This window comes from Geodermatophilus sp. SYSU D01119 (genome assembly GCF_054049975.1).
Map to the genome: position 1 here is coordinate 36,755 of NZ_JBJGYL010000013.1, position 25,706 is coordinate 62,460.

Annotated in this window: 24 protein-coding genes and 1 tRNA gene; 21 read left to right on the forward strand and 4 right to left on the reverse strand. The window is 76.0% G+C overall.

Translation table 11 applies throughout. The features are described from left to right. The first annotated feature begins 106 nt into the window (after positions 1 to 106). The 6 genes from ACI79X_RS12195 (at position 107) to ACI79X_RS12220 (ending at position 6,487) form a co-directional block, all read left to right on the forward strand. Positions 107 to 1,645, forward strand: coding sequence for an ABC transporter substrate-binding protein (locus ACI79X_RS12195; RefSeq protein WP_457025666.1), 1,539 nt, complete (start codon positions 107 to 109; stop codon positions 1,643 to 1,645). Next, the gene (locus ACI79X_RS12200) at positions 1,642 to 2,583 is read left to right on the forward strand and encodes an ABC transporter permease (protein WP_457025752.1); all 942 of its coding nucleotides are present in this window, start codon (positions 1,642 to 1,644) and stop codon (positions 2,581 to 2,583) included. The genes ACI79X_RS12195 and ACI79X_RS12200 overlap by 4 nt, the downstream gene beginning before the upstream one ends. Continuing rightward, positions 2,580 to 3,545, forward strand: coding sequence for an ABC transporter permease (locus ACI79X_RS12205; RefSeq protein WP_457025667.1), 966 nt, complete (start codon positions 2,580 to 2,582; stop codon positions 3,543 to 3,545). The genes ACI79X_RS12200 and ACI79X_RS12205 overlap by 4 nt, the downstream gene beginning before the upstream one ends. Next, a complete protein-coding gene (locus ACI79X_RS12210; RefSeq protein WP_457025668.1) occupies positions 3,542 to 4,543 on the forward strand; it encodes an ABC transporter ATP-binding protein in 1,002 nt (333 codons plus the stop codon). Before ACI79X_RS12205 ends, ACI79X_RS12210 begins: the two co-directional genes overlap by 4 nt. Then, positions 4,540 to 5,637 (forward strand): ABC transporter ATP-binding protein, encoded by a 1,098-nt coding sequence (locus tag ACI79X_RS12215; RefSeq protein WP_457025669.1) that lies wholly within the window; start codon positions 4,540 to 4,542, stop codon positions 5,635 to 5,637. The genes ACI79X_RS12210 and ACI79X_RS12215 overlap by 4 nt, the downstream gene beginning before the upstream one ends. Positions 5,638 to 5,734: 97 nt before the next feature. Continuing rightward, entirely contained in the window at positions 5,735 to 6,487 is a 753-nt protein-coding gene (locus tag ACI79X_RS12220) for an MIP/aquaporin family protein (protein ID WP_457025670.1), read from the forward strand. Positions 6,488 to 6,510: 23 nt separating this feature from the next. Here ACI79X_RS12220 and ACI79X_RS12225 read toward each other — a convergent pair whose 3' ends face one another. Next, positions 6,511 to 8,328, reverse strand: coding sequence for a helicase-related protein (locus tag ACI79X_RS12225; RefSeq protein ID WP_457025671.1), 1,818 nt, complete (start codon positions 8,326 to 8,328; stop codon positions 6,511 to 6,513). Positions 8,329 to 8,474: 146 nt separating this feature from the next. Between ACI79X_RS12225 and ACI79X_RS12230 the strand changes: the two genes are divergently transcribed. Then, positions 8,475 to 8,561: transfer RNA gene (locus ACI79X_RS12230), tRNA-Ser, on the forward strand. 91 nt (positions 8,562 to 8,652) lie between these two features. Continuing rightward, positions 8,653 to 11,208 (forward strand): putative bifunctional diguanylate cyclase/phosphodiesterase, encoded by a 2,556-nt coding sequence (locus ACI79X_RS12235; RefSeq protein WP_457025672.1) that lies wholly within the window; start codon positions 8,653 to 8,655, stop codon positions 11,206 to 11,208. Positions 11,209 to 11,211: 3 nt separating this feature from the next. Here ACI79X_RS12235 and ACI79X_RS12240 read toward each other — a convergent pair whose 3' ends face one another. Continuing rightward, positions 11,212 to 11,625: an ArsI/CadI family heavy metal resistance metalloenzyme gene (locus tag ACI79X_RS12240; RefSeq protein ID WP_457025673.1), complete on the reverse strand. Its 414-nt coding sequence runs from the start codon at positions 11,623 to 11,625 to the stop codon at positions 11,212 to 11,214. Positions 11,626 to 11,744: 119 nt separating this feature from the next. Here ACI79X_RS12240 and ACI79X_RS12245 point away from each other — a divergent pair, with 119 nt between their 5' ends. From ACI79X_RS12245 to ACI79X_RS12260, 4 genes are all read left to right on the forward strand, one after another. Then, positions 11,745 to 12,083 (forward strand): metalloregulator ArsR/SmtB family transcription factor, encoded by a 339-nt coding sequence (locus ACI79X_RS12245; protein ID WP_457025674.1) that lies wholly within the window; start codon positions 11,745 to 11,747, stop codon positions 12,081 to 12,083. Beyond that, positions 12,080 to 13,189: an ACR3 family arsenite efflux transporter gene (arsB, locus tag ACI79X_RS12250; RefSeq protein ID WP_457025675.1), complete on the forward strand. Its 1,110-nt coding sequence runs from the start codon at positions 12,080 to 12,082 to the stop codon at positions 13,187 to 13,189. The genes ACI79X_RS12245 and arsB overlap by 4 nt, the downstream gene beginning before the upstream one ends. Next, positions 13,186 to 13,602, forward strand: a complete 417-nt coding sequence (locus ACI79X_RS12255) for an arsenate reductase ArsC (RefSeq protein WP_457025676.1) — start codon at positions 13,186 to 13,188, stop codon at positions 13,600 to 13,602. Before arsB ends, ACI79X_RS12255 begins: the two co-directional genes overlap by 4 nt. A gap of 121 nt (positions 13,603 to 13,723) precedes the next feature. Continuing rightward, a complete protein-coding gene (locus tag ACI79X_RS12260; RefSeq protein WP_457025677.1) occupies positions 13,724 to 14,707 on the forward strand; it encodes a GGDEF domain-containing protein in 984 nt (327 codons plus the stop codon). Positions 14,708 to 14,717: 10 nt separating this feature from the next. Here ACI79X_RS12260 and ACI79X_RS12265 read toward each other — a convergent pair whose 3' ends face one another. After that, the gene (locus tag ACI79X_RS12265) at positions 14,718 to 15,617 is read right to left on the reverse strand and encodes an MBL fold metallo-hydrolase (protein WP_457025678.1); all 900 of its coding nucleotides are present in this window, start codon (positions 15,615 to 15,617) and stop codon (positions 14,718 to 14,720) included. Between the two features lie 156 nt (positions 15,618 to 15,773). Here ACI79X_RS12265 and ACI79X_RS12270 point away from each other — a divergent pair, with 156 nt between their 5' ends. From ACI79X_RS12270 to ACI79X_RS12310, 9 genes are all read left to right on the forward strand, one after another. Next, entirely contained in the window at positions 15,774 to 16,550 is a 777-nt protein-coding gene (locus ACI79X_RS12270; protein WP_457025679.1) for a FadR/GntR family transcriptional regulator, read from the forward strand. Further along, positions 16,547 to 17,311, forward strand: coding sequence for a cache domain-containing protein (locus tag ACI79X_RS12275; protein WP_457025680.1), 765 nt, complete (start codon positions 16,547 to 16,549; stop codon positions 17,309 to 17,311). Before ACI79X_RS12270 ends, ACI79X_RS12275 begins: the two co-directional genes overlap by 4 nt. Positions 17,312 to 17,600: 289 nt before the next feature. Continuing rightward, positions 17,601 to 18,767 (forward strand): NAD(P)/FAD-dependent oxidoreductase, encoded by a 1,167-nt coding sequence (locus ACI79X_RS12280; protein ID WP_457025753.1) that lies wholly within the window; start codon positions 17,601 to 17,603, stop codon positions 18,765 to 18,767. A 26-nt stretch (positions 18,768 to 18,793) separates the two neighbouring features. Beyond that, positions 18,794 to 20,329: an aldehyde dehydrogenase family protein gene (locus tag ACI79X_RS12285; protein ID WP_457025681.1), complete on the forward strand. Its 1,536-nt coding sequence runs from the start codon at positions 18,794 to 18,796 to the stop codon at positions 20,327 to 20,329. 31 nt (positions 20,330 to 20,360) lie between these two features. Further along, positions 20,361 to 21,521 carry an aminotransferase class III-fold pyridoxal phosphate-dependent enzyme gene (locus tag ACI79X_RS12290; protein ID WP_457025682.1) on the forward strand — a complete coding sequence of 387 codons (1,161 nt, stop codon included), beginning with the start codon at positions 20,361 to 20,363 and terminating at the stop codon, positions 21,519 to 21,521. Beyond that, on the forward strand, positions 21,518 to 22,282 hold the full coding sequence (locus ACI79X_RS12295; protein WP_457025683.1) for an amino acid ABC transporter ATP-binding protein: 765 nt from the start codon (positions 21,518 to 21,520) through the stop codon (positions 22,280 to 22,282). The genes ACI79X_RS12290 and ACI79X_RS12295 overlap by 4 nt, the downstream gene beginning before the upstream one ends. Continuing rightward, entirely contained in the window at positions 22,282 to 22,920 is a 639-nt protein-coding gene (locus tag ACI79X_RS12300; protein WP_457025684.1) for an amino acid ABC transporter permease, read from the forward strand. The genes ACI79X_RS12295 and ACI79X_RS12300 overlap by 1 nt, the downstream gene beginning before the upstream one ends. Then, the gene (locus tag ACI79X_RS12305; protein WP_457025685.1) at positions 22,917 to 23,573 is read left to right on the forward strand and encodes an amino acid ABC transporter permease; all 657 of its coding nucleotides are present in this window, start codon (positions 22,917 to 22,919) and stop codon (positions 23,571 to 23,573) included. The genes ACI79X_RS12300 and ACI79X_RS12305 overlap by 4 nt, the downstream gene beginning before the upstream one ends. A gap of 76 nt (positions 23,574 to 23,649) precedes the next feature. Further along, entirely contained in the window at positions 23,650 to 24,486 is an 837-nt protein-coding gene (locus ACI79X_RS12310) for a substrate-binding periplasmic protein (protein WP_457025686.1), read from the forward strand. A gap of 89 nt (positions 24,487 to 24,575) precedes the next feature. Here ACI79X_RS12310 and ACI79X_RS12315 read toward each other — a convergent pair whose 3' ends face one another. Beyond that, the gene (locus tag ACI79X_RS12315; RefSeq protein ID WP_457025687.1) at positions 24,576 to 25,685 is read right to left on the reverse strand and encodes an NAD(P)/FAD-dependent oxidoreductase; all 1,110 of its coding nucleotides are present in this window, start codon (positions 25,683 to 25,685) and stop codon (positions 24,576 to 24,578) included. Positions 25,686 to 25,706: the final 21 nt, after the last annotated feature.

Consider the following 25,706-nt stretch of genomic DNA (forward strand, 5'->3'; position numbering starts at 1 on the left):
CGGGTGGCGGGTGGCGGAAACGTAACGATCACCGTTTCGGTTCGCGGGGCCGCGCGGTCGGGGCCAGGGTCGGCAGGGACGACGCCGACGAGCTCCGGAGGTCCCCGTGCGCACGAACCGGCTCCTGCCCCTCGCCGCGGCCGCGGCCCTGCTGCTGTCCGCCTGCGGCGGCGGGGAGAGCGTCGACACCGGAGGCGGAGGCGGAGGCGGTGGGGGCGGCGGCGAGGGCGGCACGCTCGTCGCCGCCGTCGCGGCCCAGCCCGACCAGCTCGACCCGCACCAGACGACGGCCTACCCGAGCTTCCAGGTGCTCGAGAACGTCTACGACACCCTCGTGGTCCCCAACGCCGAGGACCTCACGATGGAGCCGAGCCTGGCCGAGAGCTGGGAGACCAGCGACGACGGCCTGACCTGGACCTTCACGCTCCGCGAGGGCGTCACCTTCCACGACGGCAGCGAGTTCGACTCCGCCGACGTCGTCTACTCCTACCGGCGGATCATCGACGAGGAGCTGCAGAACTCCTACCGGTTCGAGACGGTCACCGCCGTCGAGGCGCCCGACCCGCGGACGGTGGTCCTCACGCTCAGCCAGCCCACCCCGAACCTGCTCGAGCGGATCGGCGCGTTCAAGGGCATGGCGATCCTCCCCGAGGGCGCGGCCGAGGACATCGACCTCACCACCGAGGCCAACGGGACCGGCCCGTTCCGGCTGGAGAGCACCGACGCGAGCAGCACCGTGCTGACCGCCTACGAGGACCACTGGGGCGGCGCCCCGAGCGTCGGCGGCGTCGAGTTCCGCTACATCACCGAGCCGGCCGCGGCGCTGACCGCGCTGCAGAACGGCGAGGTGCAGTGGACCGACAACGTGCCGCCGCAGCAGATCGAGTCGCTGGCCGACGACGACACTGTCGAGCTGCAGACGACGCCGAGCGTCGACTACTGGTACCTGTCCATGAACTACGCCCGGCCGCCGTTCGACAACCGCGACGTCCGGCGGGCGATCTCCCTCGCCGTCGACCGGGAGGCCGTCGCCGAGGCCGCGTGGTTCGGCGCCGCGCAGGCCAACCAGACGGCGATCCCCGAGGACAGCTTCTTCCACCTCGACTACGCGCCGTTCGAGCGCGACGTCGACCAGGCCCGCCAGCTGCTCGAGCAGGCCGGGGTCCAGACGCCGCTGACGATGGGCCTGATGGTCACCGACGAGTTCCCCGAGACCGTCACCGCCGCGCAGGTGATCGCCAGCCAGCTCGACGAGATCGGCGTGACCGTGAACATCGAGACGCTGGACTTCGCCACCTGGCTCGACCGGCAGGGCCAGGGCGACTTCGACGCCTTCTACCTCGGCTGGCTCGGCAACCTCGACCCGGCGGCCTACTACCAGGAGCAGCACCAGACCGACGGCCCGAACAACTACCAGGGCTACAGCAACCCGCAGGTCGACCAGCTGCTGCAGCAGGGCGCGGTGGAGACCGACGAGGACGCGCGCAAGCAGATCTACGACCAGGCGGCGCAGATCATCGTCGACGACGTCTCCTACCTGTACCTCTACAACCCCGACGTCGTGCAGGCCTGGGCGCCGGGGCTGCGGGGCTACCAGATCCGCGCGGACAAGGCGATCAACTTCGAGACGGTGGAGCTGCCCTGAGCGGCTACGTCCTCCGCCGGGTCGGCCAGGCGCTCGTCGTCCTGGCGGGGGTGAGCGTCATCGTCTTCGCCCTCGTCCAGCTGGTGCCGGGCGATCCGATCCGGCTGGCCCTGGGCACCCGGTTCGACCAGGAGACCTACGACGCGCTGCTGGCCCGGTCCGGGCTGGACCAGCCCCTGGTGCAGCAGTACCTCAGCTGGGCGGGCCGGGCCCTCACCGGTGACCTCGGCGTCAGCTTCCGCAGCGGCGAGACCGTCACCTCGCTGATCGCGGAGCGACTGCCGGCCACGCTCACCCTGGCGTTCGCCTCGATCCTCGTGGCGCTGCTGATCGCGGTCCCGCTCGGCACGATCTCGGCGCTGCGGCCGCGCTCGCTGGTCGACCGGGTGGCCACGGTGCTCAGCCAGATCGGCATCTCGGTGCCGGAGTTCTGGATGGCGATCGTGCTGATCCTGGTGTTCGCCGGGACGCTGGGCTGGCTGCCCTCGGGCGGCTACGTCGGGCTGACGGAGGACCCGGCCGGCTGGGCGCAGCGGCTGCTCCTGCCGGCCGTCGTCACCGGGGTGGTGTCCGGCTCGGTGATCACCCGGTTCGTGCGGTCGAGCGTGCTCGAGGCCCTGGGCGCCGACCACGTGCGCACCGCCCAGGCCAAGGGGCTGCCGCGGCGGCAGGTGTTCACCTGGCACGTGCTGCGCAACGCGCTGCTGCCGCTGGTCACCGTCACCGGCGTGCAGCTGGCCTACCTGCTCTCCGGCGTGGTCGTGGTGGAGATCGTCTTCTCCTGGCCGGGGCTGGGACAGCTCGCGCTGCAGGCCGTCCAGGCCCGCGACTACCCGGTGCTGCAGGGCGCGATCCTGCTGTTCGCCGTGACCTTCCTGGTGATCAACCTGGTGGTGGACCTGCTCTACACCGCCATCGACCCGAGGATCCGCAGGTGACCGACACCCGACCCGGCCCCGGCCCCGGCCCCGGCCCCGGCGCCGGCGCTGGCCCTGGCGCCGGCTCCGAGGCCGGCGCGCCCCCGGCGCCGCGGGCACCCCGGCCGCGGTGGCGGGAGACCCTCGGCCTGCTGGCCCGCAACCCGACGGCGGCGACCGCGGCCGCCTTCCTCGTGCTGCTCGTGCTCCTCGCGGTGTTCGACGAGACCGTCGCGCCGGAGGGGCCGAACGAGATCTCGGTCGAGGACCGGCTGCAGGCGCCGAGCTGGGCCCACCCCTTCGGCACCGACGACCTCGGCCGCGACATCCTGAGCCGGGTGGTCCTGGGGGCCGGGGTCTCGCTGCGCGTCGGGTTCCTCGCCGTCGCGTTCGCGCTCGTCGTCGGCGCCCTCGTCGGGCTGCTGGCCGGCTTCTACGGCCGCTGGGTGGACGACGTCCTCATGCGGGCCATGGACGTCCTGTTCGCCTTCCCCGCCGTGCTGCTGGCCATCGCGGTGCTCGCGGTGCGCGGCCCGGGGGCGGGCAACACCGCATTGGCCATCGGGATCGTCTACGTCCCGGTCTTCGCCCGGGTGACGCGGGCGAGCGTCCTCGGCGTGCGCGAGGAGGTCTACGTGCGGGCGTCGCGCTCGGTGGGCGCCTCGGACTGGCGGCTGCTCACCCGGCACGTGCTGCCCAACGCCGCCCCGCCGATCATCGTGCAGACCTCGATCAGCCTGGCGTTCGCCGTGCTGGCGGAGGCGGCGCTGTCCTTCCTCGGCCTGGGCACCCAGCCGCCCAACCCCTCCTGGGGTCTGATGCTCGCCGAGGGCCGCGGCTTCATCGACATCGCCTGGTGGCTGGCGTTCTTCCCCGGGATGGCGATCTTCCTGACCGTGCTGTGCTTCAACCTGCTCGGTGACGGCCTGCGCGACGTCCTCGACCCGCGCCAGCGCACCCTCATGGCCGGGGGCGGCCGGTGAGCGCCCCGCTGCTGGAGGTCGAGGACCTGCGGGTCCGGCTGCGCACCCCGCGCGGCCCGGCCGCGGTGGTCAACGGGCTGAGCTACACGGTGGGCCGCGGCGAGACGGTCGCCGTCGTCGGGGAGTCCGGCAGCGGCAAGAGCGTCTCGGTGCTGGCGCTGCTCGGCCTGCTCCCCGAGCGGGTGGCGACCGTCACCGGCAGCGCCCGGCTCGACGGCGAGGACCTGCTCACCATGTCGCCCGAGCGGCTGCGGCAGGTGCGCGGCCCCGGCGTCGGCATGGTGTTCCAGGACCCCATGACCTCGCTGAACCCGGTGCTGACCGTCGGGCGGCAGCTGGTCGAGGGGATCCGCGCGCACGGCGAGGTGTCCAAGGCGGCGGCGCGCGAGCGGGCGGCCGGGCTGCTGGCCGAGGTGGGCCTGCCCGACCCGCAGGGCGCGCTCGACCGCTATCCGCACGAGCTGTCCGGCGGCATGCGGCAGCGGGTGGTCATCGCGATCGCGCTCGCCAACAGCCCCGCGCTGCTCATCGCCGACGAGGCCACCACCGCGCTCGACGTCACGGTGCAGGCGCAGATCCTCGACCTGGTCGAGACACTGCAGGCCGACCACGGCACCGGGGTCATCTGGATCACCCACGACCTCGGCGTCGTCGCCGGCATCGCCGACCGCGTGCTGGTCATGTACGGCGGGCGGTGCGTGGAGGACGGCACGGTCGACGACGTCCTGGAGCGGCCCGCGCACCCGTACACGCGCGGCCTGCTCGGGGCGCTGCCGGACCTCGCCGCCGACGACGGCGGCGAGCTCGCCACCATCCCCGGCACGCCGCCGGCGCCCACGGACCTGCCGACCGGGTGCGTCTTCTGGCCGCGCTGCCCGGTGCGCGGCGACGCACGCTGCGAGACCGAGCAGCCGCCGCTGCAGGTGGTCGGCGCCGGGCTGTCGAAGGGGCTGCCGCACCGCGCGGCCACCTGGTGCACGGAGGGGGGCGCGCGGTGAGCACGGTGTTCCTGGGCGGGGAGTCCGCGGCCGGGCCGGGGCAGCGCGACGTCCTGGTCTCCGCGCGGGGGCTGGAGGTGCACTTCCCGATCCGCTCGGGCGGTGCGCTGCGGCGGACGACGGGGGCGCTGCGCGCCGTCGACGGCGTCGACCTCGACGTGTACCGCGGCGAGACGCTCGGGCTGGTGGGGGAGTCCGGCTGCGGCAAGTCCACGCTGGGCAACGCGCTGCTGCGGCTGGTCCCGCCCACCGGCGGCACGGTCACCTTCGACGGCCTCGACGTCACCGCGATGGGGCGCCGGCAACTGCGCGACCTGCGGCGGCGGGCGGGCATGGTCTTCCAGGACCCGTTCGCCTCGCTGGACCCGCGGCGCACCGTGGCCCAGACGGTGTCCGAGCCGCTCGAGGTGCACCGCCTGCACCCCGGCCGGCAGGCGCGCGCCGCGCGGGTGCGGGAGCTGCTGGAGCTGGTCGGGCTCGACCCCGCCGTCGCCTCCCGCTACCCGCACGAGTTCTCCGGCGGCCAGCGGCAGCGGGTGGGCATCGCCCGGGCGCTGGCCGGGGAGCCGGACTTCCTGGTCTGCGACGAGGCGATCGCCTCCCTCGACGTCAGCATCCAGGCGCAGGTGCTCAACCTGCTGCGCCGGCTGCAGCGGCAGCTCGGCCTCACGCTGCTGTTCATCTCGCACGACCTCTCGGCGGTGCGGCACGTCTCCGACCGGATCGCGGTCATGTACCTGGGCCGGGTGGTCGAGGTGGGGCCGGCGACCGCCGTCGCCGCGCAGCCGCAGATGCCCTACACGCGGGCGCTGCTGTCGGCGGTGCCGCTCCCGCACCCGGCCCTGGAGCGCTCCCGGCAGCGGATCGTGCTCCGCGGCGACGTGCCCTCCCCGGCCCGGGTGCCCAGCGGCTGCCGGTTCCGCACCCGCTGCCCCGACGTGTTCGAGCCCTGCCCCGACGTCGACCCGGCGCTGCAGCCGGTGGGCTCGGCGCCCGGGCACGTGGCCGCCTGCCACCTGCACGGCGTGGCCGGGACGCCGGTGCGGCGGGAGGCGCCCGGCGCTCCGGCCGACGCGGGGGACCCGGCGCGCTGACCTCGCGGCACGCGACCGTCCGTTTGCCCCTCCACCGGAGCGGCTACCGGCGCCCCGGCAGACGGGGCGCGCGCGCCGTCGGGAACGGGGAACGGCGATGGCGTCGAGCAGGACGACCGGGCGGGCCGGGTCCACCGGCCTCTACGGCAGCAGGATCGGGGACCGGCTGGGGCGCGCGGCGCTCACCGAGGTGATCGGGACGGCGATCCTGGTGTTCGTCGGGACGAGCACCGTGGTCGCGGGACCCGCCACCGGCAACAGCCTCTTCGAGCTGGTCGGTGTGGTGCTGGCCTTCGGGCTGACGCTGGTGGCGCTGGCCGCGGCCCTCGGGCACGTCTCGGGCTGCCACCTCAACCCCGCGGTGACGCTCGGGCTCGCCGTGACGCGGCGCTTCCCGTGGCCGGCCGCCGGGATCTACGTCGTGGCGCAGCTGGTCGGCGGCCTGCTCGGCGCGGCCGCCACGTGGGCGGTCTACGGCAGCGCGGCGCGCGAGGAGGGGCTGCTCGGCGCGACGACGCCGCAGGAGGGCGTCTCCGCCGGCCAGGCGTTCCTGGCCGAGGCGCTGGTGACGTTCGTGCTGGTGCTCGTCGTGGTGTCGGTGGCCACCGACGAGCGCGCCGAGTCCGCGATCGCCCCGGTCGCCGTCGGCTTCGCCCTGGCGGCCGGCATCTTCGCCGTCGGCGGGCTCACCGGCGGCGCGGTGAACCCCGCGCGCGCCCTCGGCCCCAACCTGCTGGCCGGTCAGGTCGGGCCGCTGTGGATCTACCTGCTGGCGCCGGTGGTCGGTGGCGTCCTCGCCGCGGTCGTGTACGACCGGCTGCTGTCCCGGGGCGAGCCGCCGGAGGCCTGACCGTCCGGCCGGCCTCCGGCGGGTCAGCCTCGGCCGCTGCGGGTGGGCCGGCGGCCCTGCCGGGAGCCCGAGCGGGACGCCCGACGGGAGTCCCGGCCGCCGGTGCGGGGGTGCCCGTCGGAGCCGCGGCCGCGCGGGGCGCTGCACGGGCGGCAGGTGGAGAACCAGGGCGCGACCGGCGTGCCGCACTCGACGCAGGCCGACGAGCGGCTGACCGCGATCGCGTCGGGGAGCAGCTCGCTGATGGCCTCGGCGCACTCCTCCTCGACCCAGGCGGCGTCGTCGCCGTCCAGCCCGGCGACGCCGGGGAACTGGCGCAGCAGCGTCTGGGCGTCGCGCGCGGCCGCGGCGGCCTGCTCGAACTCCTCCACGCTGCCGCCCACCGGCACGTCGGGCAGCACGACCTCCGGCCGCACCGGCAGGCCCACGGCGTGCCGCAGCGCCGCGCGGGCGAGCAGCAGCCAGCGGGTGCGCCGCGGCGGCTCGTAGTCGATCGGCAGGCGGACCAGCCGCCAGACGGTGTGCAGGTCGCCGGCCGCGCCGAGCGGGCCGCGCAGCAGCGGGAGCAGCGCCTGCACCCGCAGCACCAGGCCGGTGACGTCGTCGGGCGCGACGGCCTGGTCGCGGGTGGCCGCCCGGGCCCACGCCTGCCAGCGGACCAGCGCCTCGGGCAGGTCGACGGGCTCCAGCGCCCCGAGGTCGTCGAGCTCGGGCCGCAGCCGCGGCATCCGCTCGGGCAGGTCGCTCGGCCGGTCCCCCCGGGCCACCTCGGCGCCGAGGGACACCAGCGCCGCCGACGGCTTCAGGCCGCGCACGCCGGTGAGGATCCCGACCGTGCCGTGCCCGGTCAGGCCGTAGCGGCCGGCGCGGCCGGCGATCTGCGCGGCCTCCCAGCTGCGCAGCGGCCGCAGCTCGGTGCCGTCGAACTTCGTCGTCTCGGCGAACAGCACGGTGGTGGCCGGCACGTTGATGCCGTGGCCGATGACGTCGGTGGTCACCAGGACGTCGAGCTCGCCGGAGGTGAAGCGCTCGATGACCTCGCGGCGGGTGGCCGGGGGCAGCGCGCCGTAGAGGACGCCGACCCTCCCGGGCCGGTGCCGGTCGAGCTCGGCGGCGACGGCGTAGACGGTCTTGCGGGAGAAGGCGACGACGAGCGTCTGGGGCCGGACGCCGGTGGTGCGGACCGGCGCGCGCAGGACGTCGAGCCGCGACAGCCGCCGGTGGTGCACGACCTCGACGTCCTCGGCGTCGGCGACCAGCGGCGCGAGCAGCGGGTGCGCCTCGGCCGCGGCGATGAGGTGCATCTCCCGGTACTCGCCGGTGAGCAGCAGGCGCGCCCAGGTGTGCCCGCGGTCGGGGTCGGCGACCCAGTGCGACTCGTCGAGCACGAGCATGTCGCCGGCCATGGGGGCCTTCTCGACGGTGCAGCACAGGACGGGCGCGCCCGGGTCGATCTCCTCCTCGCCGGTGGACAGGCCGACGGTGCCCTCGGGCAGCAGGGCGGAGAGCTTGGCGTAGGCCTCGTGCGCGAGCTGGCGCAGCGGCGCGGCGTAGACGCCGGACCCGCCGGCGGCCAGCGCCTGCAGCGACTCGTAGGTCTTGCCGGAGTTGGTGGGGCCCAGGTGGAAGACGACCCGCCGCGGCGGGGTGGCGCGCACGGGCAGGTCCGGTGCGGTGGCCTCGACCCAGCGCTGCTGGGCGGCCCGCTCGGCGCGGGCGGCCTCCCGGGCGGCGGCACGGTCGGCGGCACGGTCGGCGGCACGGTCGGCGGCGCGGTCGCCGCTGTCGTACGGGTCGTACGCGTCCCGGACGGGCGGGCGGGCGGCGTCGGGGCGCCGCACCCGGCGGCGGGCGGTGGACGGCTGGGGAGCGGTGTCGGTCAGGAGGGGTCCTCGGGTCGTTCGCGGGGCAACTCCGGGTCAACACCACGGGCGCCGTGTCCATGCCCGCGCCCGGGGAGCGGGTGCGGGATAGCCTCGGACGGCCGGGAGGGCTCGCCTAGAGGCCGATGGCGGCGGTCTTGAAAACCGCTATGGGGTCACACCCATCGTGGGTTCGAATCCCACGCCCTCCGCTCGTGCGCGCGGTGCCCCTCCGTGCGCTCAGCATCGCCTAGCGTGTGCCCCTTCGCGGGGACATCCGGGGACCGCGGAGCGGGGAGTGGCATGGACGGGGCAGCCGCGCCGGGCGCCACCACGGCGGTCGACGACGTCCTGGACGGACAGCGGGAGGACGACGCCACGGCGCTCGTGCGCAGCCGCCGCTGGCTGGCCGAGGCCCAGCGGCTGGCGGCCCTGGGCAGCTGGGAGTGGGACGTCCGCACCGGCGACGTCCTGTTCAGCGACGAGCTCCGCGCCGTCTACCGCCTCGACCCGTCGGTGACGCCGACCTTCGCCACCTGCCTGGAGATGGTCCACCCCGACGACCGCCCGCGGGCCGAGCGGGCGATCCTCGCCGCGCTCACCGACGGCGGGGTCTTCGACCTCGACCACCGGGTCGTGTGCGGGGACGGCGAGGTCATCTGGGTGCGGGCCCGCGGGTCGGTCAGCCGCGGCGAGGACGGCAGCCCGCTGCTGCTCGTGGGCACCGCGCAGGACGTCACCGAGCGGGTGGCCATCGAGGCCCGCCTGCAGGAGAGCGAGCGGCGGCTGCTGGAGGCGCAGCGGGTGGCCCGGCTGGGCCGGTGGGACTGGGACGTGCGCAGCGACGTCGTCGCCTGGTCCGACGACATGTTCCGCATCTTCGGCATCCCGCCGGCCGTGCTCGTGCCCACGGTCGAGGGGTACCTGGCGCGGGTCCACCCCGACGACCGCGACGAGCTGCTGCAGATGCTCGCCGACGTCCGGGCCGGCCGGGAGGACTACGCGCTCGAGCACCGGGTGCTGCGCGCCGACGGCAGCGTCGGGTGGGTGAGCTGCCGCGCAGCCGTGGTCCGCGACGACGACGGCGCCGAGGTGCGCGTCCACGGCACCGCCACCGACGTCACCGAGCGCAAGCTCGCCGAGCTGGCCGCCGCCCGCGCCACCGCCGAGCTCGCCGCCCGCGCCGAGCAGCTGCGCCGGATGGCCTTCACCGACCCGCTCACCGGCCTGGCCAACCGGGCGCTGTTCGCCGACCGGCTGCAGCACGCCCTCGACGCCCGCTCGCCGGCCGGCGTCAGCGTGCTCCTGGTCGACCTGGACGACTTCAAGGACGTCAACGACGTGCTCGGCCACCAGGTCGGCGACCGGCTGCTCGTCGAGGTCGCCGGGCGGCTGGCCCGCTGCGTGCGCCCGGAGGACACCGTGGCCCGCCTCGGCGGCGACGAGTTCGCCGTCGTGCTGGCCGAGGCGGCGCACGGCGAGCAGGTGGCCCGCCGGATCGGGGCGGCGCTGGACACCCCGGTGCGCTTCGGCGACCGGCAGCTGGTGCCCACCGGCAGCATCGGCGTCGCCCGGGCGGCCGGCGGCGAGCCCGTCCCCGCCGAGGTGCTGCTCCAGCAGGCCGACATCGCGATGTACGCGGCCAAGCGCGCCGGCAAGGGCCGCTACGAGGTGTTCGACCCGACGATGTCCACGGCGGTGCTCGCCCGCGCCGACGTCGAGAACGGGCTGCGCCAGGCGCTCGACCACGACGAGCTCGTGGTGCACCTGCAGCCGCTGGTCGACGTCGGCGCCCGTGCGGCCACCCGGGTGGAGGCCCTGGTCCGCTGGCCGCGCCCGTCCGGGCTCGCCCTGCCGGCCGACTTCCTCCCGGTCGCCGAGCGCAGCGGGCTGGTCCGCGCGCTCGGCCGGCAGGTGCTGCGCGCCGCCTGCCGGGGGCTCGCCCCGTGGCTGGCGGCCGACCCGCGCCGCTCGGTCGCGGTCAACGTCTCGCCGGTGCAGCTGCGCGAGCCGGACTTCGCGACGACGGTGCTCGACATCCTGGCCCGCACCGGCGTCGGGCCGGGGCAGCTGCTGCTCGAGGTCACCGAGACGCTGTTCCTCGAGGCGGGCCCGCGGGTGGTCGGCCAGCTCGCGGAGCTGCGCGCGGCCGGCATCCGGGTGGCGATCGACGACTTCGGCACCGGGTACTCCTCCCTCGGCCGGCTGCAGGACCTGCCCGTCGACGGCGTCAAGGTCGACCGCACCTTCGTCCAGCAGATGGGCGCCGGCCCGGGGGATGCCGCGATCCTCACCGCGATGGTCACCCTCGCCCACGACCTGGGCCTGGAGGTCACCGCCGAGGGCGTGGAGACCCGGGACCAGGCGGCCAGGCTGCTGGAGCTGGGCGTGGACCACCTGCAGGGCCACCACCTCGCCCGCCCGGTGCCGCTGGACGGGCTCGACGACGCGGTGGCCGCGGCCGGCGCGGCGATGCGGGCCGCCGCCGGCTGCCCGGGCCGGTCCGGCCGGACCACCGTGGCGCTGGTCGACGGCGGGGCCGCCCTCGGGCGGGCGGTGCGCGGCGCCCTGGTGCGGGCCGGTCTCGCGGCGGCCGGGCCGGGGGAGCCGCCGGACGCCGTCGTGCTGGTCGCCGCCCGCGGCGAGGACGCGCTCGCCCGGCTGGCCGCCGTGCGCCCGGCCGGCGCCGCGGTGCTCGTGCTGTGCGCGCGGGCCGACCGGGCCACCCGGGCGCGGCTGCTGGCCGCCGGGGCCGACGACGTCGTCGTCGACCCCGGCTGCCCGGCCGGCCTGGCCGACCGCGTGCGCGGGGCGCTGCGGACCCTGGCCGACGAGACGGCCGCCGGGGCGGGCGGCTGAGGCTCAGCAGCAGGCCGTCGTCGTCGCGCCCTCCAGGTCGGGCCGGGCGTCGGCGGTGACGGTGTAGACCTCCCACGGCTCGCCGCCGGGCGCGGTCACCCACACCTTGTCCTGGACGGCGTAGCAGCAGGTGGTCTGCTCCTCGGTGCGCGTGGCGAGGCCGGCGTCGGCGAGCCGTCCGGTGGCGGCCGCGACCTCCGCCGGGCTCGCCACCTCCACGCCCAGGTGGTCGAGCCGGGTGGGCTCCCCGCCCTCGCCCTCGCCCTCGAGCAGGACGAGCTTGAGCGGCGGCTCGGCGACGGCGAAGTTGGCGTAGCCCGGACGGCGCTTGGCCGGCGGGGTGCCGAACAGGCGGCCGTAGAAGTCGACGGCGGCGTCGAGGTCGGCGACGCGCAGGGCGAGCTGGATCCGGGACACGGGGACCTCCTCGGGTCGGGAGACATCGACGCTCGTCGATGTCCGGGCCACCGTGCGCCTTGACATCGACGTCTGTCAATACGATCGTCGTCGTAGTGACGGACGTCGATGGAGGACCCGTGAACGACCCGGCGGCCTGCTGCACGCCCCTGACCGGCACCGCGATGTCCGCCGAGCGCGCGGAGGAGGTGGCCGGGCTGCTCAAGGCGCTGGCCGACCCGGTGCGCCTGCGGCTGGTGAGCCTGATCGCCGGCAGCGACACCGGCGAGGCCTGCGTCTGCGACCTCAACGCCGCCTTCGACCTGACCCAGGCCACCATCAGCCACCACCTCAAGGTGCTGCACACCGCGGGGCTGCTCGACCGCGAGAAGCGTGGCGTGTGGGTGTACTACGCCGTGCGCCGCGAGGCGCTGGCCGCCGTCGCCGGCCTGTTCGACGCCGCCGTGGTGCCGGTGTGAGCGACCCGGTCCGGGAGGCCCCGGTCGCGCCGCCGGAGGCGCCGGTCCTCCAGCGGCTGTCGGTCCTCGACCGGTTCCTCCCGGTGTGGATCCTCGCGGCGATGGCCTCGGGCCTGTTGCTCGGCCGGCTGGTGCCGGGCCTGGACGACGCCCTGTCGGTGGTGGAGGTCGGCGGGATCAGCCTGCCGATCGCGGTCGGGCTGCTGCTGATGATGTACCCGGTCCTGGCCAAGGTCCGGTACTCCGAGCTCGACCGGGTCACCGGCGACCGCCGGCTGCTCGGGGCCAGCCTGGTGCTGAACTGGCTGGTCGGCCCCGCGCTGATGTTCGCCCTGGCCTGGCTGCTGCTGCCCGACCTGCCCGAGTACCGCACCGGGCTGGTCGTCGTGGGTCTCGCGCGCTGCATCGCCATGGTGCTGATCTGGAACGACCTGTCCTGCGGCGACCGCGAGGCCGCCGCCGTGCTGGTCGCCGTCAACTCCGTCTTCCAGGTGCTGGCGTTCGGCGCGCTCGGCTGGTTCTACCTGCAGGTGCTGCCCGGCTGGATGGGCCTGCCGACGACGTCGGCGGAGTTCTCCGTCGCGGCGATCGTGGTCTCGGTACTGGTCTTCCTCGGCATCCCGCTCGCCGCGGGCTCCCTCACCCGCGCGCTGGGGGAGCGGGCCCGCGGCCGCGCCTGGTACGAGCAGCGGTTCCTGCCCCGGATCGGCCCGGTCGCGCTGTACGGGCTGCTGTTCACCGTCGTCGTGCTCTTCGCGCTGCAGGGCGACGCCATCACGTCCAACCCCTGGGACGTCGCGCGGATCGCGCTGCCGCTGCTGGCCTACTTCCTGGTCATGTTCGGGGGCTCGTTCCTGCTCGGCGTGCGGCTGCGGCTCGGCTACGCCAAGACCGCCACACTGGCCTTCACCGCGGCCGGCAACAACTTCGAGCTGGCCATCGCCGTCGCGATCGGCACCTTCGGGGTCACCTCCGGCCAGGCGCTGGCCGGCGTGGTGGGCCCGCTCATCGAGGTCCCCGTCCTCGTCGCGCTCGTCTACGTCTCGCTGTGGGCCGCCCGCTGGTTCCCCGGCGACCCGACCGTCCCCGTCAGGAGCACCCCGTGACCCGTCCCAGCGTCCTGTTCGTCTGCGTGCACAACGCCGGCCGCTCGCAGATGGCCGCCGGCTGGCTGCGGCACCTCGCCGGCGACGCCGTCGAGGTCCGCTCCGCCGGCTCCCTGCCCGGCGACCGGGTCAACCCCTCGGCGGTGGAGGCGATGGCCGAGGCCGGCATCGACATCACCGACCAGCGGCCCAAGGTCCTCACGACCGAGGCCGTCGAGGCCTCCGACGTCGTCATCACCATGGGCTGCGGCGACGCCTGCCCGGTCTTCCCGGGCAAGCGCTACCTCGACTGGGCCCTCGAGGACCCGGCCGGCAAGGGCGTCGAGGCGGTCCGGCCGATCCGCGACGAGATCGAGCGCCGGGTCCGCGGCCTGCTCGCCGAGCTGGAGGTCCCCACCCCCGCGCGGGACTGACCTCCCTCCTCGGGGTGGCCCGGCTCGGGGAGCGGCCCCGTCCTGCCGAAGACCAGGTGTGGCCGTTCCCCGGGGACTCCGTGCGCGGCAGCCGCGTGCCGCCGCCCGGTCCCTGGTGCTGATGATCGCCGTGTCCGCCGGCGTGCTGGCCGTGGTCAGCACCTTCGGCGCGAACGCGGCCAACGCGCTGACCGTCGGGGCCACCTGGGCGGGCGTGGCCTTCCTCGTCGTCCTCGCCGTCGTCGTGCGCCGCACCGATCCCGGCCGGCTCGACCGGGCCGGCGTCTTCGTGGCGGTGGGGGTCGCCGGCGCGCTCATGGCCTGCGGGCTCAACCTGCTCACCCAGGACTCCTCCGCCGGCGCCCAGGCCTTCCTCGCCTTCCCGGTGCTGTGGGCCGCCTCGCACCTGCGCCGCACCGCGGTCGCCGTCGTCACCGCCGCCGCGGTGGTCGCCAACGCCGCCGTCGTCCCGCTGCTGGTCCCGCTGGAGGTGGCGCTGTCCGACGTGCTGCTCACCGGCACCGTGCTCGCCGTCGTGGCGTCCATGCTCGAGCGGGCCGGGTCCGTGCAGGAGCGGCTGGTCGAGGCACTGGAGCAGCAGGCCACCGTGGACACCCTGACCGGCCTGGTCAACCGCCGCGTGTTCGACGACGCCCTCGCCGTCGCGCTCGACGGCCGCCGGTCCGGCCCCGGCGAGGGCACCGCGCTCATGCTCCTCGACGTCGACTCGTTCAAGCAGATCAACGACGTGCACGGGCACCCGGTGGGCGACGACGCGCTGGTCCACCTCGCGGGCGTCATCCGGGGGCAGATCCGCGCCGGCGACGCCGTGCTGTCCCGCCTCGGCGGTGACGAGCTGGCCGTGCTCCTGCCCGGCTGCAGCGCCGACGTCGCGGTCGACCGGGCCGGGTCGCTGCTGGAGAGCGTGCTGTCGACGCCGCTGACGCTGCCCGACGGGAGCCTGCTGGCCCTGTCGGTGAGCGTGGGCGTGGCGCACTCCGGCGGCCGGGCGCTCGGGATGCGCGAGTTCTACGCCGCCGCCGACCGCGCGCTCTACCGCGCCAAGCGCGGCGGCCGCGGCCGCGTGGAGGTCGCGCCGGCCTAGGCCTGCGGGTCTAGGTGAGTGCCCAGGTGCCGCCCTCGGCGCGCACCACCCCGGCGCGCTCCAGCCGGGCCAGGTGCTGCTCGGCGGTGCGCCGCTCGACCGTGGGCACGAACGGCAGCTGCACGTGCGGCCGGTACACCAGCCGGTGCGCCACCACCTCGGCCACCGTGCGCGGCCGCTCGGCGAGCAGTCCCAGCAGCGTCTCGTCGCGGCGGGCGACCACGCCCGCGTAGGTGTCCAGCGCGGCGAGGAACGCCTCCCGCCCCTCGACGACGCCCTTCTGGTGCGCGGTGCCGTACCACCGGGCCTCGATGCCGCGGAGCCGGTCGAACGAGGCCTCGAGCGCGTCGAGGTCGCTGCTCACGTCGCCGTAGTACGGGCCGAAGCCGGTGAGGTCGATGTCGCCGATGAACAGGAAGCCGTCGGGCTCCACGAGCAGCCCGCAGTGCCCCGCGGTGTGCCCGGGCAGGTGGACGACGGTCAGGGTGCGCCCGCCGAGGTCGATCACGTCGCCGTCGGCCACCTCGCGGACGTCGGCGTGCCCGGTGATGCCGAAGTCGCCGCGCAGCTCCTCGCGGAACGTGTCGGCGGCGGCGGCGTCCATCCCGAAGCCGGCCAGCAGCGCCTCGGTCTCGCGCACCGCGGGGGCGTCGGCCGGGTGGGCGTGCGCCGGCACCTCGGGGAAGACGTGCAGGCCGGCGACGTGGTCCTCGTGCCCGTGGCTGACGAACGCGAGGTCGACCGGACCGACGGCGCGCCCCCGCCGGCCGACCTCGATCGAGGGGTCGACCAGCGCCGTCGCCTCGGTGCCCGCGACCAGCAGCGAGTTGCCGCACGGGTAGCGGCCGCCCTCGGGCGAGGCGAGGAGCGTGATGCCGCCGTAGCGGAGGTCGTCGTCGCGGCTGCCCACGGCCCCACCCTGGCACGGACAGCCAAGAGCGCTACGAAGGCTCCTCCTCCCGGCCCGGTGGGAGCCCCTCGCGCGCGGACGGCGGATCGGCACAGGGCGGAACCGGTCGCGGCTCGTAGAGTGCCGCCCGACGGCGGCGGCGGAGGAGGGGGCCGGATGCGCGACGTGCTCTCGACGCTCACCCGCGACGTGCTCTTCGGCCCGCTCGACACCCCCGGCCGCACGGAGGCCGTGGTCAACCGGCTGCGCACGGCCGTCGCCCTCGGCGTGCTCCCCGACGGCGCCCAGCTGCCCTCCGAGGTCGACCTCGCCGCCCAGTTCAACGTCGCGCCGGGGACCCTGCGGGACGCGCTCGCGACGCTGCGCGAGGAGGGCATCGTCGAGACCCGCCGCGGGCGCGGCGGCGGCAGCTTCGTCCGGGTGTCCGAGTCGCTGCACGTCGCGCACGCGTCGGCGCTGCTGGCCTCGATGCCCCCGCCGGAGTTCCGCGACCTCTCCGACTGGCGCGCCGCCGTCGCCGGCGCCTCCGCCGAGCTGGCCGCCGAGCGGGCCTCCGACCAGGACGTCGGCCACCTCGGCTCGCTGGCCGGCAGCCTGGCCGCCGCCGAGGACGAGGCGACCGCCCGCCGCTTCGACGCCCGGTTCCACATCGCGCTCGCGGCCGCGGCCCGGTCGCGCCGGCTGAGCACCGAGGCGATCAACCTGCAGGTGACGTACGCCCCCATGCTCGCCCTCGTCTACGCCGACCCCGACGTCCGGCGCGAGGGCGGGGCGCGGCTGGCCGAGGTCGCCGACTGCGTGCGCGGCGGGGAGGCCGAGCGGGCACGCCGCGTCGTGACCGAGCTGACCGGCGACACCGCGCGCAGACTGTCCCGGCTGCGGGGTCGGACGGCGGTGCCGGGCACCGGGACGGGGAGGGAGGCGGCGCGGTGACGCAGGACGACGTCGACCAGGGGACCGCGGTGGCGCGGGCCGTCACGCGGGTCCGCACCCACCTCGACGGCCTGGCCACCCTTCTCGAGGGGGTCCGGGGGCCGGTCGAGGCCGGCCTGGCCGCGTCCGGCGCGGACGTGCCCGCGCTCGGCTACCGGGAGCTGACCGCGCTGCTGCGCGACGTCGCGGCGCCGCACTGCACCGCCGCGCTCGGGGCGGCGCCGTCGGTGGCCGGCGTCGGCTGCGTCGCGCAGAGCCCGGCGGAGGCGGGGGAGGCCTTCGCGATGGTCTGGTGGGTCAGCCGCAACGGCGTGGTGAGCGAGAAGCGGCACGACCTCAACCCCACCTCCGACGCCTTCTACGACTACCGGGACGCCGAGTGGTTCTCGGTGCCCCGCACCACCGGCGGCTTCGTCGTCGCGGGCCCCTACATCGACGCGTGGGGCACCGACGACCTCACGATCACCGCAGGGCTGCCCCTGCGCGCCGGCGGCCGGGCGATCGGGGTCGTGGCGCTCGACGTCGCCACCGCCCGCTTCGTCGGCGAGCTCACCGACGCGCTCGACGAGCTGCCGCAGGACGCCGTCCTGGTGAACGCCGACGGCCGCGTGGTCGCCTCGACCGCGCCCGACCTCAGCACCGGCCTGCGGCTGACCCCGCGGTCCCGTGCCACGGCCGGCGCCCCGGCCGGCACCGCGGTCCCGGCCGGCGCTCGCGGCTGGTCGCTGGTGCTGCTCCCCGCGGCCGACGCCCCCGCCTGATCCAGGGGCCTGACCCGGCACCCCGCCCGCCGCGACCCGGCGGACCCCGCGCAACGACTCGGCAACGACCGCCCGAACAGCCGTTGACCTCTAAAACGTCAGGACTGTAGGTTTTCGCCACCGCGCCGCCCGGGAGGGCGTGCGAGGGCCCGCGGGAGCCACCTGCCGGGCCCTCCGCAGCGGTCCGTCCACCACCCGCAGACGACGTCCGGTCACGGCCGGTCGCCGTCCGTGGAGTGCCGTCCGTCAACAGCAGGGAGCCGTCGTGGGGGATGTCCGGGTCGCCGTCGTGGGAGCCGGGGTGTGCGGGGTGACCACCGCCCTGGAGCTCCAGGCGCTCGGCGTGCGCGACGTCGTCGTCCTCGACGCCCGCCACCCCGGCGACGGGTCCTCCGGGTTGTCGGTCGGCATGGTCGAGACGCAGTACGTCGAGGTGCCCGACATCGCCGTCCGGGCGCACGGCCGCCGCTACTACGACGCGGTCGAGCGCGACCACGGGCTGACGTTCGTCCGCGGCGGCTACCTGCGCACCGCCCACGACGACGCCGACCTCGCCGACTACGAGCGCAGCGTGCGGCGGCAGCGCGACGCCGGCGTTCCCGACGCCGAGGTGCTCGACGCCGCCGAGATCGCGCGGCGCTGGCCGCAGCTGGTGGTCGACGACCTCACAGGCGGGCTGCACGGGCCCTCCGACGGCCACATCGACGGCTACGAGTACTGCACGCTGGCCGCCCGGCTGGTCCGCGAGCGCGGCGGCCGGGTGCTCCCCGGCACCCCGCTCGTCGGCGCGGAGTCCCTGCCCGGCGGCGGTTGGCGCCTGGTCACCGGCCGCGAGCCGGTCGAGGCCGACGTCGTGGTCAACGCCGCGGGACCGTGGGCCGGGGTGGTCGGCGACCTGCTCGGCGCGCCGGTGCCGCTGGTGCCGCAGCTGCACGGGGCGGTGACCGTCGAGCTCGCCGCGCCGCTCACCCCGCTGCTGCCCTTCGTCATGGACTACGTGCCCGGCTCCGGCCAGGCCGGCGTCTACTTCCGCTCCGAGCGCGCCGACCAGCTCATCGCCGGCCTGCACGTGGAGGAGGCGGTGGCCGAGTCGGTGTCGCCGGACGTGCCGCTGGGCCGGGTCGACGACGCCTTCCTCGAGGAGCTCGTCGAGCGGATGGGCGAGCGCCTGACCGACACCGACGGCGCCGGCATCGGGCGCAGCTGGACCGGCATCTACCCGATGACGCCCGACCACCGGCCGATCGTCGGGCGCCACCCCGCCCGCGCCGACGTCATCTGCGCGGTGGGTGGCGGCGGGAACGGCATCCAGCTCGCCCCGGCGATCGGTCGCGTCGCCGCCGAGGCGCTGACCGGCGCCGCCGAGCCGACGTTCGCCACGACCGACCCGGGCTGGGACCCGGCCCGCATCGCCGACGGGGCCCCCGTCGGCCACGCCTCCACGCAGACCCCCTGACCGACCCGACGACTGAGGAGTCCCCGGTGACCACCAGGCTCGACTACGGATCGACCGACCTCGGCGACGCCGCGCTCGACGCGCGCTTCGAGGCCGCCCTCGCCGAGGCGCGGAAGGGCGCCGACGTGCTCGACCACGTCATCGGCGGGCGGCCCGACGAGCGCGGGGACACCTTCACCCGCGAGGACCCGTGCGCCCCGGGGACCGTGGTCTCCACCGCCCGGACCGCCGACGACGCCGTGGTGGCCGACGCCGTCGCCGCGGCCCGCGCGGCCTCCCGGGGCTGGCGGACCACCGCCCCCGCCGACCGGATCGCCGCCCTGCGCGCGGCGAAGGCGGGGTTCGCCGACCGTGCCGCCGAGATCGCCGGCGTCGTCTCCGCCGAGACCGGCAAGACCCGGCTCGAGGCGCTGGCCGAGGCCCAGGAGGCCGTCGACCTCGTCGAGCACTACTGCGCCGAGATGGAGCGCAACGACGGCTTCGTCACCCCGCTGCGGTCGGGCCCCGGTGAGCGCAACACCGACGTGCTGCGCCCCTTCGGCGTCTTCGCCGTCATCGCGCCGTTCAACTTCCCGGTCGCCCTGGCCGTCAACATGGCCGCGGCCGCCCTGGTCACCGGCAACACCGTCGTCGCCAAGCCCTCGGACAAGACGCCGCGCTCCACGGCGCTGGCGTGGGAGCTGCTCGGCGCCGCGCTCCCGGCCGGCGTGCTCAACGTGGTGCACGGCGGGGCGGACACCGGTCGCGCGCTGGCCGGCGCCGCCGTCGACGGGATCGCCTTCACCGGCTCGGCCGCCGTCGGGTGGCAGCTGGTGCGCGAGCTGGGTCAGGGTGCGTACGCCCGGCCGGTGCTCGCCGAGATGGGCGGCAGCAACCCCGCGATCGTCACCGCGACCGCCGACCTCGACGACGCCGCGCACGGGATCGCCCGCTCGGCGTTCGGCCTGTCCGGCCAGAAGTGCAGCGCCTGCCGCCGGGTGGTGGTCGACCGCAGCGTCGCCGACGAGCTGCTCGAGAAGCTGGCCGCCGCGGCCGAGGCGATCGTCGTCGGTGACCCGGCCGACCCGCGCACCGGCATGGGCCCGGTCGCCGACGACGCCGTCAGCCGCCGCATCGACGACGCCCTGGCCGCCGCGGCCCGCGACGGCCGGGTGGTCACCGGCGGGCGGGCCGGGGAGCTGAGCGGCAACTTCTACCGGCCGGTGGTCGTCACCGACCTGCCGCCGGGGCACCCGCTGACGCGCGAGGAGCTCTTCGCGCCGTTCGTCACCGTCACCGCGGTCGACGGTTTCGACGCGGCGATCGCGGAGGCCAACGCCGTCGACTACGGCCTGTCGGCCGGCGTGTTCACCGGCGACCAGGACGAGGTCGACCGCTTCCTCGACGAGATCGAGGCCGGCGTCGTCTACGTCAACCGGCGCGCGGGCGCGACCACCGGCGCCTGGCCCGGCATCCAGTCCTTCTGCGGCTGGAAGGCCAGCGGCTCGTCGGGCAAGGGCGGCCTCGGCCCCTGGTACCTGCCCGGCTTCATGCGCGAGCAGTCCCGCACCGTCGCCGGCTGACCGTCCCCACCCCACCGACCGAGGAGGCACCGTGACGGTCGCCGAGCTCCGGGACCGCGCCCGCCGCGTGATGCCCGGCGGCAACACCCGCAGCACGCTCTTCGTGCCGCCGCACCCCCCCTACGCGGTGTCCGGCGCCGGCTGTGTCGTCACCGACGCCACCGGCCACCAGGTCGTCGACTGCAACAACAACTACACGGCGCTGATCCACGGCCACGCCCACCCGGAGCTCGTCGCGGTGGCCACCGAGGCGGTGGCGGCGGGCTCGGCCTTCGGGCTGCCGACGGAGTCCGAGGTGGTGTGCGCCGAGCTGCTGCGCGAGCGCACGGGTCTGCCGAGCTGGCGGTTCTGCAACTCCGGCACCGAGGCCGTGATGATGGCGCTGCGCGGCGCCCGCGCGGCCACCGGCCGCGACCTGGTGGTCCGGTTCGCCGGCAGCTACCACGGCACCTACGACGCCGTCGTCGACCCGGCCGCTCCCGGCGTCCCCGGCAGCGTCACCGACTCGGTGGTCACCCTCCCGCAGGGCGACGCCGACGCCCTCGCGGACCTGCTGCGCAGCCGGGGGAGCGAGGTCGCCGCCGTCCTCGTCGACCTCATGCCCAACCGGGCGGGCCTGCGCCCGGCCGACCCGGCCTTCGTCGAGCTCGCCGCCGACCTCACCCGCCGCGCCGGGGCGCTGCTCGTCGTCGACGAGGTCATCACCCTGCGGCTGGAGGTCGGCGGGCTGCACGCGCGCTACGGCGTCGAGCCCGACCTGGTCACCGTCGGGAAGGTGGTGGGCGGCGGCTTCCCCGTCGGCGGCGTCGGCGGGCGCACCGAGGTGCTCGACTCCTTCAGCCCCCTCACCGACGGCCCGGTCAGCTGGGGCGGCACCTTCAGCGCCAACCCCGTGACCATGCGCACGGGCGCCGCCGCGCTGCGGCTGTTCGGGGCGGCGGAGGTGGCCGCGCTCAACGCCCGCGGCGACCGCCTGCGCGAGGAGCTCGCCGCCTCCGGGGTCCCGGTGAGCGGTTCCGGCTCGCTGGTGCGCCTGCTGCTGCCCGACCCCGGCGCCACCTGGTGGCGGCTGTACGAGCGCGGCGTGCTGGCCGGCACCAACGGCCTGCTCGCCCTGTCGACCCCGATGACCGACGACGACGTGGACGCCGTCCGCGACGCCGTCCTGTCCGCCGTGGAGGGAGCCGCATGAGCGCCGTCGCGCAGGAGCCGGCCGTCGTCCTCGACCGGATCCACAAGCAGTTCGGCGACCTCGTCGTCGTGAAGGACGTGTCGCTGACGGTGGCCCGCGGCGAGGTCGTGGCGATCATCGGCCCCAGCGGGTCGGGCAAGAGCACCCTGCTGCGCTGCATCAACCTGCTCGAGCGGGCCGACTCCGGCCGGGTCGAGGTGGTCGGCCGCGCCGTCGAGCCGGGCGCCGGGGTCGCCGGCCGCGACCTCGCGGCCCTGCGCCGCAGCGTCGGGATGGTCTTCCAGTCGTTCAACCTCTTCCCGCACATGACCGTGCTCCGCAACGTCTCGCTGCCGCAGGAGCGGGTGCTCGGCCGCAGCCGCGCGGAGGCCGACGAGCGGTCCCGCCGGCTGCTGGAGCGGGTGGGCCTGGCCGCGAAGGCCGACACCTACCCCTCCCGCTGCTCCGGCGGCCAGCAGCAGCGGGTGGCCATCGCGCGGGCCCTGGCCCTCGACCCCGAGGTGATGCTCTTCGACGAGCCGACCTCCGCGCTCGACCCGGAGCTGGGCCTCGAGGTGCTCGCGGTCATGCGGGAGCTCGCCGCTGACGGCATGACGATGGTCGTGGTCACCCACGAGATCCACTTCGCCGCCGACGTCGCCGACCGCGTCGTCGTCATGGCCGACGGCGCGATCCTCGAGCAGGGCCCCCCGGAGCAGGTGCTGCGCAGCCCGTCCACCGAGCGCGCCCGCCGCTTCCTCAGCGCGGTGGTCGACCGCTGATGGACGTCCTCGAGGCGGTGCTGCTCGGGGTGCCGGTCACCCTGCTGGTCACGGTCGCCGCGCTCGCCCTGGGCGCGGTGCTGGCCGTGCCCCTGGCGGCGGCCCGGCGCTCCCGGGTGGTGCCGCTGCGCTGGCTCGGCCGCGTCGTCATCGACGTCGTCCGCGGGATCCCGCCGGTCGTGTGGCTGTTCCTCATCTTCTTCGGCCTCGGCCGCGACCTCATCCGGCTCGAGCCGATCGAGGCCGGGATCATCGGGCTCGGCGTCATCTCCGCCGGCTACCTGGCCGAGATCTACCGCGGCGGGCTGTCGGCGGTGCACCGCGGCCAGTGGGAGGCCGCCTCGGCGCTCGGCATGGGCGGCACGGACACCCTCGTCCGCGTCGTCGCGCCGCAGGCCTTCCGCGTCTCCCTGCCGGCCGTGACGACCTACGCGATCAGCCTGCTCAAGGACTCCACGATCGTCTCGGCGATCGGCGTCAGCGAGATCCTGTTCCGCGCGACGCAGAGCGCCCGCTCGATGGGCGCCGGGCTCACCCCGTTCTTCGTCGCCGCGGCGGTCTACATCCTGCTCAGCGCGCCGCTGGCCTGGCTGTCGCGGGGCCTGGACGCCCGGCTGCGGGCGAGGGTCGCGCGATGACGGGGCTGCTGACCTCGTGGGGCGAGTGGCTGCCCCGGCTGCTCGAGGGGCTGGTCACCAGCGTCGAGCTCACCGCGGTGAGCCTCCTGCTGGGCGTCCCGCTGGGCCTGGTCCTCGCGCTGCTGAGCTCCTCGCGGGCCCGCCCGGTGCGCTGGGGGGCGATCACCCTGGTCGAGATCGGCCGCGGGACGCCGGCGCTGGTCATGCTGCAGTTCGTCTACTACGGGCTGCCGTCGGCGGGGCTGTCGCTGACGGCGTTCGTCTCGGCGGTGGCGGCCCTGTCGCTCACCACCGCCGGCTACACCAGCGAGATCCTGCGTGGCGGCCTGCAGGCGGTGCCCGCCGGGGAGACCGAGGCGGCCGGCGCGCTCGGGATGTCGCACCGCGACACGCTGCGCTTCGTCGTCGTCCCGCAGGGCGTCCGGATCGCGCTCCCGTCGCTGATGGGCTTCGCGATCCTGATCTTCCAGGCCACCTCGCTGACCTTCACGATCTCGGTCGTCGAGCTGCTCAGCCAGGCCTACTCGATCGGCGCGGCCACCTTCCGCTACCTCGACGTCCTCGTCCTCGCGGGCCTGCTCTACCTGGCCGTGACCATCCCGGCCGGGCTGCTGACCAACCGCACCGAACGGCGGCTGTCCCGCCACCTCTGACGGCACCACCCCGCTCCACCCGCACCCAGCGCGACGGCACCCCGCCGTCGGGCCAGCTCGTCCTGAGGAGATCACCGTGAAGACGCACCGCCTGAGCGCCGCCGTCCTCGCCCTCGGTTCCGCCGTGGCCCTCGTGGGCTGCGGATCGGACCCGACCAGCGAGGTGGCCGCCGACTGCGAGCCCGCCCACGAGTTCGAGACGGTCAGCGAGGGCGTGCTCACCGTCGCCCTGACCAACACCCCGCCGTACTCCTTCGAGGAGGGCGGCCAGGCCGAGGGCATCGACAGCGACATCCTCAAGGAGATCGCCGCCGACGAGTGCCTGACGATCGAGTACGAGGCCTACACCTACGCCACCGCGGTCCCGGCCGTGGAGACCGGCCGGGTCGACGTCGCCGTCGGCGGCTTCTACCGCACGGCCGCCCGCGGCGAGGTCGTCACCCTGAGCGCTCCCGTGTACCTCGACGAGCTCACCGTCATGTCCGCCGACGGCGTCTCCACCGTCGACGACCTGGTCGGCAAGCAGGTCGGCACCGTCGAGGGCTACCTGTGGGTCGACGCGCTGCGCGAGCTGCTCGGCGACGACCTGCGCACCTACCCCGACTCGCTGAGCCTGGCGCAGGACCTGACCGCCGGCCGCCTCGACATCGGCCTCGACGGCTACGGCGCTGCCGCCCAGTCGACCGAGGGCACCGACTTCGCGATCGAGGTCCTCGAGAGCGACCCGCGGGTGCCGGCCACCGAGGAGCCCTCGCAGACGAGCCTGCTGCTCGACCCGAGCAACGACGCCCTGGCCAGCGCCGTGGACGAGCACATCGGGGCCATGCGCGAGGACGGCTCGCTCGTGTCCATCCTCGAGGACAACGGCCTCCCCGCGTCGGCGGCCGAGGTCGGTGACGCACGGCTGATCTGACCCCCGGCAGCCGCGTCGGCGGGCCCGTGGCCGGGTGATCCCCGGCCGCGGGCCCGTGCCGTCCCCGCCTCCCGCGCGCGGAAGGCGGATCAGTGCAGCCGGCGGGCCGCGGCGGCGAGGGTGCGGGCGGTGAGCCGGCCGTCGGCGAGGCCGAGCGCGACGACGTCGTCGAACACCCGCTGGTCGGCCGCGGCGGCGCGGAAGGCGGCGTCCATGACCACCGGCCACCGGCTGATCCACGACGCCGCCGACGCCGAGCGGTGGTGTGCGCCCAGCCGCCGGCGCAGCGCCCGCCGGTGCAGCGCCCCTGCGCCCGCGCCGGCCGCCGCCGCCCGCCCGGCCAGCACGCCGGACAGCACCGCGTAGAAGATCCCCTCGCCGGTCATCGGGTTGACCAGCGACGCCGCGTCGCCGGCGAGCAGCACCCGGCCGTCGGGCTGGCGCGGGCGGCCGGTCGACAGCGGCAGCCGGTGCGCGCGCAGCCCCTCCGGCTCCACCCCGGGCAGCAGCCGGTGCAGGCCCTCCACGAGCGCGGCCCGGTTCGCCCCGCCGCTGACCAGCTCGCCGTAGCCGACGTTGGCCCGCCCGTCGCCGAGCGGGAACGACCACGCGTAGGCCGGCCAGCGCTGCTCGGTGGTCACCAGCACCTGCGTCCCGGCCTGGCCGGGCAGCTCCGGCGCGTAGCCGCGCAGCGCCACCGCCAGGCGGTCGTCGCGGTTGCGGCCCAGCCCCAGCGACCGGCGGACCACGGACTCCGCGCCGTCGGCGGCCACCAGCACCCCGGCGGTGAGCACCCCGTCGACGTCGACCCCGTCCGGGCCCGGCGTGACCGAGCGGACGGCGTGCCGGCGGAAGGCGGCGCCGCGGTCGAGGGCGGTGGCCAGCAGCCGGGCGTCGAACACCTCCCGCGGCACCACCGACGACGGCCGGTGCGTGGCCCGCTCCACCGCCGCGCCGCCGGGGGAGCGCAGCGACAGCCGCGGCACCGGCGCGTAGCCCTCGGTCAGCGCGGCGACGTCGACGCCCAGGCCGGCGAGCACGTCGAGCGCCTCGGGCGCGATCCCGTCGCCGCAGACCTTGTCGCGGGGGAACTCCGCCCGGTCGAGCACCAGCACCGAGGCACCGGTGCCCAGCGCGGCGAGCGCGGCGGCCGCCCCCGCCGGGCCGCCCCCGGCCACGACGACGTCCCAGCGCTCCACGCCCGCGACGCTAGGCAGGCC